The following is a 12680-nucleotide window of genomic DNA, read 5'->3' as shown; positions in this document are numbered from 1 at the left end:
TTTCGGGCTTCAAGCCCTTTTGTAAGCTCATTCTTCCTCTCCATAGAGCTCTTGGTATCTCTCTTCGTTCTCCTCCACAATGTCCATTATGACGTTGTAAAGGTTGGGGTCCAACTTCTCTAACATTTCAAAGATGCCCGTCTCTCTCCAGATGGTGTACATTTCTATGGCGGTTTCCAAGGATACTTCCCAAGCGGTCTTCACAGATTTACCCACATCAAAGGGAATGGCAAGTCTCTTTGCCCTGAGGTTTTCCATGTTGTCTGCCATCTTGGGACCCCAGTCGGGGAAGAAGTCGGGCTGTAGCATGTCGGCGGATAGCTGGTTTCCGGTGGTCATAACCTTTAGCAGAACCCTTCCGTAAGGTTTTAGAAGGTCCTTTGTTGCTTCAAAGGCGTTGCGGACCGCAACTTCTCTCATTATTGCCACAAGCCCACCGGGATTATTCACAAAGGGACACCTGATCCAACAGGTAAAGCATTGGGAGCAAGCCCAGATGTATTCGTGCATCATATCGTAGAGGACCTCTACATCTTCCTCTAAGAACCTCTGGACGATCTCCCGTGGGGAGAAATCAAAGAACCTGTTGGATGGGCAGGATGCAGTGCAAACACCGCAGTTCAGACAGCCAAAGATGTATTCCTTAAACCTAAAGTCCGATTTTACCTCTTCCACGATCCTGACTTTCTCTTCCCAAGGGACCATCTTGGTCTTCTCGGAGATGGGCAGGTTATATCCATAATTGTGTCCATCCATGGTATCACCTCCTGCAATTAATAAGCATAAACATATGAGCTTTCTCAGAAAAAGCAATTAAATTTTTCTTATAAGCATATAAGGATAAGCTTATAAAGGTGTGTAAAAAGGGGGAAGAGTTAAAGGGTAATGACCGCATACTCACCGCTCATTAGCTTGTCCAAGAAGGCTGCACCGCCTATAATACCGTCGCACAGTTCGGGGTTCACATCCTCTTTCTTATACTCCTCTGTGAGGTCCAAAGAAGGCACGCAGAGGTAGATCTTCACACCAGCGTCCTTTGCCATCTTTATAAAGTCATAGACGGTTTGCTCCACACCCGGTCTTACCTTTACCTTTTTGGCGTTATCCCTCATTAGCAAAAATCCAGCCTCGGAAGTTATGACCATCTCCACCTCGTAGTCCATGCTGGCGGCAGCAGTTGCCAGGAAGAAAGGAGCACCAGCTTGGGGGTTGATGAGCTCTCCAGTGGCTGGCTCTGCCCTAACAAAAAATGGTACAGTAAGGATGTAGAAGAGTACCTTTTCGTAAGCCATTTATAACCTCCTTATACAAAGATTATCATCGGTTTTTCTGATTCTAAAACGTAGTTAATGAAGGTGGCTGCACCCGCTGGTGGCTCAAGACCATCTATAAGGTCCTCGTACTTGTAGCCAAAGAGCTCCATGGTCATCTGGCAGGGTATGAGCTTTACACCTGCCTCTTTGCATGCTTCTAAAAGCTCTGGAATATCTGCCACACCGTGCTCTTTTATGGTCTTTTTCATCATATAAGTCATAAGGTCCGTCATACCGGGGATTATGCCCATTATTTGAGGAGGTCCGGGTAATATGGAGGATATGGCGTTGGTTATGGGGTTTTGCATGGATGGTGGAAAGGCCATAGGCATGGCTGGGTTTCCGATGGGGGCAATCTTGAGCTGATGCATTTTCTGCTTGTGGATAATGTTTAGCCCATAAAAGGTGAAAAATATGGCAGTTTCCACTCCGAGGGATGCGGCGGTGGAGGCGAGGATCAAAGGTGGATAGGCCATGTCAAGGGTGCCCTTTGTGGCTATTATGGCTAATCTTTCAGCCATAGCACTCCCTCCTTATTTTTTCCTCACATAGAATATGATCTTGCCACCCTCCTCTACCACTTCCAAGAGTTGGTGTCCTGTTCTGTTGCAGAAGGCGGGTATGTCTGCCTTTGCACCGGGGTCTGTGGTTATTATCTCCAACACCTGCCCGGACTGGAGCTCCTCCAATGCCTTTTTGGTCTTTAGCACGGGAAGAGGACAGTTAAGTCCAGACGCATCCAAGGTTTTGTCTGGAGTTATCGTAGCCATCTTTACACCTCCTATAAAAAGTTTTGCAATAGTATTATATTAATCCACCAATTGGAAGGGTTATTAGAATTTTCTAATGGAGCTATAAGAGAAGGTTATAAACATGCCTTTAAAGAGCTTTTATCAGTTTATGAAGGAAAAGTCCTTGGAGTATTATAGCCAATGCAGAGACATAGGACAGGACTTTTTTACTGCACCAGAGTTAGACAGAGCCTTTGGCTATGCGGTGGGAGAGCTCGCCAGTGAGCTTTTGAAGGATCATCCACAGTCAGTCATTCTGGAGCTGGGTGCGGGAAGGGGGACACTTGCTTACGATATTCTGAGCTTTCTAAAGCTCTACAGTCCTGAGCTTTTTGAAAGACTGCACTATCTTATATACGACTTTAGCCAGGGTTTAAAAGAAAGGCAAAGGAGGCTTTTAAGGGATTTTGAGGGTAAAGTCTTTTGGGTGGATGAAGTGCCAGAGTTCTCTGGTTTGGTGCTTTCCAACGAATTCTTTGATTGCCTTCCGGTTAGGATCGCCAAAGGTGGGAAGGAGCTCTATTTGGAAGATGGAAAGGAAGTTTGGTTGCCTTTGGAAGATTTGGAGGTGAAGGACTATATGGAAAGGCTCGGGATGAAGGAGGAAGATGTTGCCTACGAGGTGTGTTTGGATTGTGTGAAGTTTTTGGGGGAACTCGCAAGGAAGCTCAGGGAGGGCTACATTTTAACCGTAGATTATGGTTATTTGGAATTCCCAAAGGCTGGCACAGTGGTGGGCTACAGGGGGCACAGACTCGTAAAGGATATATACTCCAGCGAGCCCTTTGACATAACCGCAAGCGTCAACTTCAGGGCACTGATGGAATACGGCAAGGACTTCGGGCTTGAGGTGGTGTTTTTTAAAAACCAAAGGGACTTTTTGCTCTCCTCAAAGGTGTTCGTTGAAGAACTCTCTGCGGTAGCAGAAGATCAGAGCCCGCAGGCTTTGGAGAGGCTATCAAGACTAAAAACCATGCTCATAAGCATGGGAGAGAGGTTCAAAGTTCTTCTTCAGAGAAAAGGTAGCTGAGAACCTCCTGAAGGCTCTTTTTGTAAGCGGGAAAGCCCTCTAGCTCCGGGCTAAGGCTTACCCTTTTGTAGCCTTTTATAGATTTCCAACCCTCCAACAGGACAAAGTCAAAGTCAGAAAAGTATCTTTGAACTAAATCCTCCAGTTCTTCATCCGTGCGTTCATAGAGGGTGATCCTTCCCGGAGATACTATGCATACCTTTGGTAGAATTTGAAAGAGCCGGTGGGTATCACTGCCTTCTTTGTCTGTTAGGGCGTGTCCCTTTGGGTCATGCTTTAAATAGGCTACCTTGTAGCCCATCTCCGTGAGCCTTTTGGCAACCTGCTCTATAAGGGTTGTCTTTCCGCTGTTATGATATCCCACAAAGAATACCAGCTTGAGTTTTTTGTCCATTGGATATAATTTTATTTATCGTAAGGAGGGTGTAGCTCAGTTGGTAGAGCAGTGGACTGTGGATCCACGGGTCGCGGGTTCGAGTCCCGTCACCCTCCCCACCATCAAAGGAGGCACCCATGGAAGTCCTTTCTGTTGATAAAACTATAGAGAATGTCCAATGTCCTATAGCAATCCTGCTCTACGAGGATGATCAATCCAACCTGAACTTTTTAAAGGATCTGGTGCAGGATGTCAAGCTTTTGATGTCTGCAGAGAACTTTAAGGGTAAAGAGGGCTCCACTGCAAAGCTTAACCTTTTGAAGGATGGAAAGGTTATAACTTTGTACTTGGGGAGCTTGGGTCCAAAGGAGAAGGTGCACATAGATAGCTTTAGAAGGGCGACAGCCCTCATAGTCAAAAGGGCAAAGAAGGACAAGGTCCAAAGCCTTTTTGTGTATGCGGGGGAAAATTTGGACGAAAAGACTACCCAAGCCATAACGGAGGGTGCCATCCTCGGAGACTATCGCTTTGACAAGTATAAAACCCAAAAGGAAGAGGAAGAAACGAAGCTTTCTACGGTAGAAATCTATAAAGGAGACGAGAGAGGAATAAGAATCGGGCAGATCCTGGCAAACGCCCAAAGGTTTGTAAGGGACCTCGTCAATGAGCCGGGCAATGTGATCAACCCTATAACCCTTGCGGAAATAGCCCAGAAGCTTGCGCAGGAGCACGGGCTTGAGTGTAAGGTCTATGATGAAAAGCAAATTCAGGAGATGGGCATGCTTGCCCTTTGGAGTGTAGGAAAGGGCTCCGCAACACCACCCAGGTTCATACACCTTACCTATAAGCCAGAGGGTGAGCCAAAGGATAGGGTGGTCTTTGTGGGCAAGGGTTTGACCTTTGACAGTGGAGGACTGAACATAAAGACGGGCGATTATATGAGGACTATGAAGATGGACAAGGCGGGCGCTTGCACTGTTTTGGGTATTATGAAGGCAGTTGCCCAGTTAAAGCTCCCAGTGGAGGTGCACGGGATCATAGGTGCAGCGGAGAACATGCCCAGCGGAACCGCATACAGACCTGATGACATCATAAGGGCAATGAACGGAAAGACCATTGAAATAGACAACACGGACGCGGAGGGTAGGGTTACCTTGGCGGACGCCCTTTCTTATGCGTCAAACTTAGAGCCCTCTTGGATCATAGATTTGGCCACTTTGACGGGTGCCTGTATGGTAGCCCTCGGAGAATACACTGCGGGGCTCTTTACCAACGACCCAGAATTTGGAGAGGAGCTTATAAAGGTCTCCAAAAGGACTGGGGAAAGGCTCTGGATGTTGCCCATGGATGACAAAAAGCTGAGGGAGAAGATCAAGAAGGGCGATGGGGATGTTCTAAATAGCGGTGGAAGGTATGGTGGTGCCATAACCGCCGCCATGTTTTTGGAGGAGTTTGTGAAGGAAGGCATAAAGTGGGTCCACTTGGACATAGCTGGACCTGCCTACTTCAAAGAGGAGTTTGACTATTACTCAAAGGGTGCCACGGGCTTTGGTCTTAGAACTTGCGTAGAGTATCTGATGGAGAAATATCAATGAAAATATTGGTGCATGTATGCTGTGCTCCTGATGCAGTCTATTTTCTAAAAAGGCTAAGAGAAGACTTTCCACAGGCGGAGATCTGTGCCTTCTTTTACGACCCAAACATACATCCATACGAGGAATACAGGCTGAGGCTTTTGGAGACCGAAAGAACGTGCCATCATCTGGGCATTACCCTTTATGAAGGAGAGTACGACCTGGAAAGTTGGATGAACGCGGTAAAGGGCTTAGAAGAGGAACCAGAGAGGGGAAAAAGGTGTGAGGTTTGTTTTGACTACCGACTACAAAGGTCTGTAAGGTTTGCCAAAGAGATCTCTGCTACACACTTTACCACAACCCTTTTGATGAGTCCGAAAAAGGACTTTAAGACCCTTTCGGAGGTGGGCAGGAGGCTCTCAGAATCTGAAGGCATAGAGTTTTTGGCGCTGGATTACAGAAAGGGTGGTGGTACGCAAGAGATGTATAGGCTTTCAAAGGAGCTTGAGCTTTACCACCAAGATTACTGCGGATGCATATACGGGCTTTTCAAACAGAAGAAGGAAAAGGCAATGTGGGACCTTATATCCTTTGGGGGAAGAAGACCGGGCAGTAGGGAGGAAAGGCTCTTTATAAAAGAGGTTCGGCTCTTTGCAGAAAAGCTCGGTCTATCCTGTAAGGAGTGGGAGTTCTCCTTTTTAAACTGGAAACTCTTGCATTCAAGCTTGAAGGTGGGAGAGGTAGCCATCCCTCACTATGTGGTGCCCTTTTCAAGGGCTATCAAGGGCATCTTAAAGGGCAAGCCGGAAGAAGTAACGGAGGATGTCCTCTACTACAAAAAGGGTCTAAAGGTGGTGCTTTTGGAAAGGCTTCAGGATAGACCCATTGAGGATATAAATCCTATTTCAGACCCTACCTTTTTGGTGGATAAAAGCTACAGGGAAATGCTCTTGGAAAAACCTATAAGTGCCCAATTGGAGGCGGAGCTAAGCTGGGACACCTCAAGCGTCCTGCTGGTGGGTTCTCAAGGGGCTGAGAAGGTCTTGGGCTTTCCTGTGGATACGCTACAAGACCAAAGGGGCGTCAGCCTGCAAGAAATCTGTAATTTCATACAAGAGAAAGAGAAGGAAATAAGGGAAGGGAGCTTGGCGGTAGCCTTGCTAGGTGCTGAGTCCTTGGGCAGGAGCGGTAGCAGGTTCTTAGAGGAACGCTTGGGAATAAAGGTAAGGGAAGCTCAATGGATGCCCTGCTTTTAGTGGTTTTTGCCTATCTTTTGGGTTCTGTGCTCTTTGGGGAGGTGGTGGCAAAGAGTAAGGGCATAGACTTGAGGGCGGTGGGTAGTGGCAACGTGGGTGCTACTAACGTGGCAAGGGCTCTGGGCAAAAAGTATGCCCTGTTGGTCTTTCTGCTGGACCTTTTTAAAGGCTTTTTTCCAATTCTTTTATCAAGGTTTTACTTTGGTCTTGATAGTTGGACTACCTTCTTTGTGGGGCTCTTTGCCTTTCTTGGGCATCTGTACCCTGTCTTCCATGGCTTTAGAGGGGGCAAGGGTGTAGCAACCGCCTTTGGGGTGCTTTTGGGCATTTCTCCCTTTTTAGCAGTTCTTTCCCTATTGGTTTGGCTTTTGGTTTTTAAGCTAAAGGGCTATGTTTCCTTGGCTTCCCTCAGTGCTTGCACCTTTGCGGTGGTCTTGTCCCTCTTTTTGTTGCCCTTTAAACTCTTTTTGATGAGCCTTATAATTGGCGTTTTTATCTTTTACAGGCATAGAGATAACATAAAAAGGCTTTTGGAGGGGACAGAGCTTGGCTTTAAAAGATGAAGTTTGTTTTGGGCTTTAATCTTCTGCTTTTTCTCTTCAGGGTTCTCTATGTGCTTTATTCTCCTTTAGATCTTACCCCCGAAGAAGCCCAGTACTGGGACTGGTCAAGGCGCTTGGACCTGAGCTACTACTCAAAGCCCCCTATGGTGGCATACGCAAACTTTTTAACCACATCCCTTTTGGGAAACACCGAACTGGCGGTTAGGATTACTCCGATCGTTCTATCCTTTTTGATGTCCATCGTTACCTACTTTTTTGCTAGAAAACTCTTTGACGAAAGGGTTGCGATAATTTCTTCAACCCTTCCCCAGCTTTCCGTGGGCTTGGCTATCAACTCCCTTCTCATGACTACAGACGCCCTGCTGATATTCTTTTGGAGCTTGAGCCTGATAGCCTTTTGGTATGCGTTGGAAAAAAACAGTGCCTTTTGGTGGCTGTTGCTGGGCGTTTTTTCTGGCTTTGCCTTTTTGAGTAAATACCCGGCGGTCTTTCTTTTGCCTTTAGCCTTGCTTTACCTCAGCATATACAAAAGAGAGCTACTTTTGTCTGCCAAAACTTACCTTAGCCTGTTGCCACCCCTTTTTATGAGTCTGCCGGTGCTTTACTGGAACTACAAGCATCAGTTTGTTTCCTTTAAGCATGTTTCCACCTTGGCGACCAAGCATGCAAGCCTTTTTAATCCAAATAGCCTTTTGGAGTATTTAGGAGGGCAGTTGCTCTTGGTTTCAATCCTTCCCTTCTTTTTTATGCTTAAGGGATGGCTTTTGGGCTGGAAGGACAGAAGGCTTGGCTTTTTGACAGTGTTTTCTCTTCCCGTCTTTCTGTTCTTTTTAGCCCTGTCTTTGAGAAAGCATGTGGAAGCCAACTGGTCTGGTTTTGCCTACTTTGGCGGTTTTTTGCTGGCGAGCTATTATCTTTCCAAAAGCAGGTTTTTGAAGCCCACATACGCTTTGAGCTTTGTCCTCTTTATCTTACTCCACTTCAGCCCAATTTTGGACAAGGTGGGGTTAAAAAAACTTTTGCCCCCAAACAGAGACCCAGTCAAAGTGGCAATAGGTTGGGAACTTTTGGGTAAAGAGGTGAGCAAACTCTACACAGGACAGGAAATAATCCTTAGCCCCCACTATCAAATATCCGCAGAGCTTGCCTTTTACACACGGGGAAACCCACGCACCTACTGTATAAACCTTGGAAGGCGTATGAACCAGTATGACCTTTGGAGAGAAAGTATGAAGAGCTACATAGGCAAAGACGGCATATACGTGGATTATTCACCCATTGATAGCAGAGTTTTGGAGGGCTTTGAGGGTATAATAGAGCACAGGGTTTTACCCATCCGCTGGAGGGGAGAGGTGGTTAAAGAGTTCCATATATACAAGCTTAAAAACTACAAACACACAATAAGGGAGGAAAGAATGTTTGAAGGTTATTAGGTGGCTTCTGTCTTTTTATATTTTGGGCTACCTTTTTTACCATCTTACCCCAGTCTTTTATGCAGTTCATGTAAATTACGCACCCCCAAAGCCTGCTCCACTGCCCTATCAGAAAACCTGCAAGGTGGTCTTTGGTGTAAAAACTGCCCTTGATGGAGGTGTTGGAAGGCCAGGTTCCTTGGAAAGGGCATTAGAAGAAAAGGGTATAACCTTTTCTTTTGGACACTCCATTGACTACTCCCCGCGCATCAGAAGAGGTAATGTACCAGAAGGCTATGGATACAGAGACTTGGGCGGACTGAGTCTCTTTTTTTACTTTATCTTTTCTTATGTGCCCAAGCTTATAACCTTTTCGGAGAGGGAAGACCCCTACGGACTTTTGAAACCAAAGGATTGCAAACCAGTCCTTTCTGACCTTCCTGTGCTCGTTTCCACCCCTCTGGGAGAGCTTCCAAGTTACTTTTTTGTCTTGGGAAAACGGTGGAACCTTGCCTATCCAGATTGCGATAGCATGCTCTCCTTTTACCCAGTGGTGGGTAGGGAACTCAGCTTTTCCATATACAGCCCTCCAAAATTAAACCCTCCGCTGGATGCGCCTCTCCCAAAGGCGCATTTGAACCTCAAGGTGGAAGGCAAAAAGGTGCTGATGCTTGTATATAGAGACGGAGGACTATTTGAGGTCTATGACCAACCTTTGCTTACCCTGAACCTTGAGGAGGAGGGAAGCTATCAGCTAAAGGTTTATAGCTATAAATTTAAAGCCTTTGGTTTTTACTTTGGGTTGAGGTTCGTGGGATGCCTTTCGGAGATAAGGGTTAAATCCTTTTAAGTCCGTCAGTTTGTAGGCTTTCTGTTTGAGAGTATATTATATTATTATGATCTACTCAGAAACTGTTAAATATGCCCTGCTGGCGCTTGCTTACTTGGCTTTGAACAGGGATAGGCTTGTTAAGGTGGAGGAGATCGCAGAAGCCCAAAACATTCCAAAACCTTTTCTATCAAACATACTCCACAAACTGGTTAAGGAAAGGGTGCTAAGGTCCTACAAAGGCCCAAACGGTGGATTTACTTTTATGATCCCACCAGAGAAGATCACAATATACGATGTAATAAAGTATTTGGACGAGGACTATCGTTTAGACTACTGTGCCCTAAGACCAGGAAGATGTGAAGAATGGCGAAGTTCACCCTGTGCAGTTCATGACAAATGGATAGCTCTGAGGGAACACATAATGGAGTATTTGACCTCCACCACCATTACAGAGTTGGCTGGAGTTGAAGAAAAACATGGAGAGGCTAACCAGTAAAAAAGTAATATAATTAGTCCCATGGAAGAGGAAAAAAGGGAAGAAGCACAAACCCAAGGTGAGGGTCTATCCTCCCTCTGGCAGGAAACATTAAAGGAACAGGAAGAAAAAGAGAGGGAGGAAAAAGGGGAAGTTTTGACACCGGATATTCAGGAAAAGCTAAAAAAGTTCCTTGACCTACCCTTGCTAATAGAGGTGGTTGTTGGCTCCACCACTTTGACCTTAGGGGAAATTCTGAATTTGGGTCCTGGCTCTGTGGTAGAATTGGACAACTTGGTGGAAGAACCCGTGGATATAAAGGTGAACGGCAAGCTGGTAGCAAAAGGAGAACTCGTTGTGGTGGAAGAAAAGTTTGGTGTAAAGATCACGGACATTGTGGAGAGGGAGGAGAGGGTAAAAAGGGCTCTTTAGTACTTTCCTGTTATGTAGTCCGCTACAGAGGAGGCAGCGATCGCCTTGGGCTTTACCACTGGCTTTAGTCCCTGTGCCAACACAAACCCTATTGCTTCTTTGAGGATCACAGAGGAATTGTGCTGTGGGTTTGGGTTTATGTCTAAATGCACCTCAAAGGGTCTGTTGCCTACCACATCTATGAGCTCCAGGGCGGTGTAAACAGCCCTGCTTACCTCCTCCATGAGCCTTTGTCTTAGGGACCTTATGCGCTTTACTTTTTCCGTCTTCCAAAAGACCTTGGCACCCCTGCATGAATCTATATGAACCACTATCACTATCACAAAGATGGTGCTATCGTTTACCTGCCTTGAATCGCAACCCACATATATGGCGGTCTTCTCTGAGGTGCCTTTTATAAACTCCCTGACTTCGTCAAAGTTCTTTATCTGAGGCATTGAACTTACCTCTAAACTCTACGGGCTTCATATAGGTAGGTCTAAAAAGAATCCAATCTTTCAAGTTCTCTGCGCTTCTGCCATAGCATACTTCACACAAAAGCCCTCCTTCCACCAGCTTGGAGTTATCATCACAGCAATCAGTCAGGTTCCAAAACTCGTAGTTATCGTGAAATATGAGCTTTCCACAACCAAGACAACTATAAAGCTTGCAACCTTTGGATTTCAAAAACTCCTCCAACTCCTGATCTAAAGGCAACTCTTCCATTTCAAAAACCGTTTTCAAAAACTCCCTCTGTCTTTCACTTAGTTCCCTAAGTTGCATTGGTATATATTTTATCCCTATGTTGGTGGATGAGTTTGATGTGGCGGTTATTGGTGGTGGTCATGCGGGCATAGAGGCGGCGCTGGCGAGTGCCCGTATGGGTGCCAAAACGGTTATGTTCGTGCTGAACGCAGACACCATCGGACAGATGTCCTGCAACCCTGCCATAGGTGGCGTAGCAAAGGGTATTGTAGTGAGGGAGATAGACGCCCTTGGTGGAGAGATGGGAAAGGCTATAGACCACACGGGCATTCAGTTTAAGATGTTAAACACCCGTAAGGGCAAAGCGGTTTGGTCTCCGAGGGCTCAGGCGGACAAAAAGGCATACAGGGAGTATATGAAGAGGGTCTGCGAAAATCAGGAGAACCTTCACATAAAACAGGACGAGGTGGTGGATATTATCGTGGAAAACAACCGAGTGGTGGGAGTAAAAACTCGCCTTGGGCTTGAATACAAAGTAAAGGCTGTGGTGGTCACCACGGGTACTTTTCTGAACGGAGTTATTTACATAGGCGATAAAACCTTTCCGGGCGGTAGGGCTTGGGAGCCAAACTCCACGGGACTAGCGGACTTTTACAAAAGGCACGGCTTTCCACTAATGAGGTTCAAAACGGGTACTCCCGCAAGGTTGGACAGGAGGACTATAGATTTTTCTGTCCTTGAACCCGCACCGGGTGATGACCCACCCCCAAAGTTCTCCTTCTGGACAGAGCCCGTGGGAAGCTATTGGTTTGAAAAGGGTAAACCCCAAGCCCTCTGCTGGATCACTTACACCACTCCAAAGACCCACGAGATCATAAGAAAGAACCTTCATAGAACTGCCCTCTACGGTGGGCTCATAAAGGGCATAGGACCAAGGTACTGCCCCTCCATAGAGGACAAGGTGGTAAAGTTCCCCGATAAGGAAAGACACCAAATATTTTTAGAACCTGAAGGCTGGGACACCATAGAGATTTACCCCAATGGACTTTCCACCTCTTTACCGGAGGAAATTCAGTGGGAGATGTACAGGTCTATCCCCGGGCTTGAAAAGGTGGAGCTGATAAGACCAGCTTACGCCATAGAGTATGACGTGGTGCCTCCGACGGAACTTTATCCCACCTTGGAGACCAAGAAAATAAGAGGACTCTTTCATGCGGGCAACTTTAACGGCACCACAGGGTACGAGGAAGCGGCTGGACAGGGCATTCTTGCTGGCATAAACGCTGCCCTGAGGGCTTTTGGCAAAGAGCCCATATATCTTAGAAGGGACGAGAGCTACATTGGTATAATGGTGGATGACCTTACCACAAAGGGTGTGACGGAACCCTACAGACTTTTCACCTCACGTTCTGAGTATAGGCTTTACTTGAGACAGGACAATGCCATTTTGAGGCTTGCCAAGCTTGGAAGAGAGCTAGGGCTTTTGACAGAAGAACAGTATAAACTGGTAAAAGAGTTAGAAAGTGAAATTCAAGCTTGGCTTGAGTTCTACAAAGGGTATAAGGTATCCGTTGCCATAGGCTCCGATGTTAGGGCTTACAGTCTTTCTCAACTCTTGACCTCTGAGCGTTCCATCTGGGATCTAAAAGAGCTTGGAGTTAGCGTGCCAGAGCATCCTTACGTGGCGGAGGAGGTGGAGATCCAGCTAAAATACGAACCATACATAGAAAGGGAGAGGAAGTTGAACGAAAAATTAAAGAAGCTTGAGGATACACCCATTCCAGAGGATATAGACTACGACAAGGTACCCGGGCTCACAAACGAGGCGAGGGAAAAGCTCAAAAAGTTCAGACCGCTGACGGTGGGGCAAGCTAGCAGGATAGATGGCATAACACCGGCAACCATAACAGCCCTGCTGGCATTTTTGGGTAAGCTAGACTGA

General features: G+C 46.5%; 16 protein-coding genes and 1 tRNA gene. 10 read left to right on the top strand and 7 right to left on the bottom strand.

Annotated elements, in window-relative coordinates:
* Positions 1 to 27: 27 nt before the first annotated feature.
* The 4 genes from THERU_RS00165 to THERU_RS00150 form a co-directional block, all read right to left on the bottom strand.
* A complete protein-coding gene (locus tag THERU_RS00165) occupies positions 28 to 756 on the bottom strand; it encodes a 4Fe-4S dicluster domain-containing protein (protein WP_038531910.1) in 729 nt (242 codons plus the stop codon).
* Positions 757 to 875: 119 nt separating this feature from the next.
* Complete coding sequence (locus THERU_RS00160; protein ID WP_025305262.1) at positions 876 to 1292, bottom strand: DsrE family protein; 417 nt, start codon at positions 1290 to 1292, stop codon at positions 876 to 878.
* A gap of 11 nt (positions 1293 to 1303) precedes the next feature.
* Positions 1304 to 1834, bottom strand: a complete 531-nt coding sequence (locus THERU_RS00155) for a DsrE/DsrF/DrsH-like family protein (RefSeq protein ID WP_025305261.1) — start codon at positions 1832 to 1834, stop codon at positions 1304 to 1306.
* 12 nt (positions 1835 to 1846) lie between these two features.
* Positions 1847 to 2083: a sulfurtransferase TusA family protein gene (locus THERU_RS00150; protein WP_025305260.1), complete on the bottom strand. Its 237-nt coding sequence runs from the start codon at positions 2081 to 2083 to the stop codon at positions 1847 to 1849.
* A 103-nt stretch (positions 2084 to 2186) separates the two neighbouring features.
* Here THERU_RS00150 and THERU_RS00145 point away from each other — a divergent pair, with 103 nt between their 5' ends.
* Entirely contained in the window at positions 2187 to 3134 is a 948-nt protein-coding gene (locus THERU_RS00145) for an SAM-dependent methyltransferase (RefSeq protein WP_025305259.1), read from the top strand.
* On the opposite strand, the gene THERU_RS00140 is transcribed toward THERU_RS00145, so the two are convergent.
* On the bottom strand, positions 3103 to 3528 hold the full coding sequence (locus THERU_RS00140) for a molybdopterin-guanine dinucleotide biosynthesis protein B (RefSeq protein WP_025305258.1): 426 nt from the start codon (positions 3526 to 3528) through the stop codon (positions 3103 to 3105). The two genes, THERU_RS00145 and THERU_RS00140, sit on opposite strands and share 32 nt — an antisense overlap.
* Before the next feature lie 25 nt (positions 3529 to 3553).
* On the opposite strand from THERU_RS00140, the gene THERU_RS00135 reads away from it, so the two are divergent.
* The 8 genes from THERU_RS00135 (at position 3554) to fliN (ending at position 10054) form a co-directional block, all read left to right on the top strand.
* Positions 3554 to 3629 (top strand) — tRNA-His (locus THERU_RS00135).
* Between the two features lie 18 nt (positions 3630 to 3647).
* Positions 3648 to 5105: a leucyl aminopeptidase gene (locus THERU_RS00130; RefSeq protein WP_025305257.1), complete on the top strand. Its 1458-nt coding sequence runs from the start codon at positions 3648 to 3650 to the stop codon at positions 5103 to 5105.
* Positions 5102 to 6340: an epoxyqueuosine reductase QueH gene (locus THERU_RS00125; RefSeq protein ID WP_025305256.1), complete on the top strand. Its 1239-nt coding sequence runs from the start codon at positions 5102 to 5104 to the stop codon at positions 6338 to 6340. Before THERU_RS00130 ends, THERU_RS00125 begins: the two co-directional genes overlap by 4 nt.
* Positions 6322 to 6903 (top strand): glycerol-3-phosphate 1-O-acyltransferase PlsY, encoded by a 582-nt coding sequence (plsY, locus tag THERU_RS00120; RefSeq protein WP_025305255.1) that lies wholly within the window; start codon positions 6322 to 6324, stop codon positions 6901 to 6903. The genes THERU_RS00125 and plsY overlap by 19 nt, the downstream gene beginning before the upstream one ends.
* Positions 6900 to 8336 carry an ArnT family glycosyltransferase gene (locus THERU_RS00115; RefSeq protein ID WP_025305254.1) on the top strand — a complete coding sequence of 479 codons (1437 nt, stop codon included), beginning with the start codon at positions 6900 to 6902 and terminating at the stop codon, positions 8334 to 8336. The genes plsY and THERU_RS00115 overlap by 4 nt, the downstream gene beginning before the upstream one ends.
* Positions 8323 to 9165 carry a hypothetical protein gene (locus THERU_RS00110; protein WP_025305253.1) on the top strand — a complete coding sequence of 281 codons (843 nt, stop codon included), beginning with the start codon at positions 8323 to 8325 and terminating at the stop codon, positions 9163 to 9165. Before THERU_RS00115 ends, THERU_RS00110 begins: the two co-directional genes overlap by 14 nt.
* Positions 9166 to 9211: 46 nt before the next feature.
* Positions 9212 to 9643, top strand: coding sequence for an RrF2 family transcriptional regulator (locus THERU_RS00105; RefSeq protein WP_025305252.1), 432 nt, complete (start codon positions 9212 to 9214; stop codon positions 9641 to 9643).
* A gap of 21 nt (positions 9644 to 9664) precedes the next feature.
* Positions 9665 to 10054, top strand: a complete 390-nt coding sequence (gene fliN, locus THERU_RS00100) for a flagellar motor switch protein FliN (RefSeq protein WP_025305251.1) — start codon at positions 9665 to 9667, stop codon at positions 10052 to 10054.
* Here fliN and THERU_RS00095 read toward each other — a convergent pair.
* A complete protein-coding gene (locus THERU_RS00095; protein WP_025305250.1) occupies positions 10051 to 10491 on the bottom strand; it encodes a ribonuclease H-like YkuK family protein in 441 nt (146 codons plus the stop codon). The two genes, fliN and THERU_RS00095, sit on opposite strands and share 4 nt — an antisense overlap.
* Positions 10469 to 10816, bottom strand: coding sequence for a hypothetical protein (locus tag THERU_RS00090; protein ID WP_025305249.1), 348 nt, complete (start codon positions 10814 to 10816; stop codon positions 10469 to 10471). The genes THERU_RS00095 and THERU_RS00090 overlap by 23 nt, the downstream gene beginning before the upstream one ends.
* A gap of 19 nt (positions 10817 to 10835) precedes the next feature.
* On the opposite strand from THERU_RS00090, the gene mnmG reads away from it, so the two are divergent.
* Positions 10836 to 12680, top strand: a complete 1845-nt coding sequence (gene mnmG / locus THERU_RS00085) for a tRNA uridine-5-carboxymethylaminomethyl(34) synthesis enzyme MnmG (RefSeq protein WP_025305248.1) — start codon at positions 10836 to 10838, stop codon at positions 12678 to 12680.

It is taken from the genome of Thermocrinis ruber (assembly GCF_000512735.1).
Lineage (GTDB): Bacteria > Aquificota > Aquificia > Aquificales > Aquificaceae > Thermocrinis > Thermocrinis ruber.
Note: the sequence above shows the minus strand (reverse complement) of the source record. Positions and strands in the feature narration are given on the sequence as shown.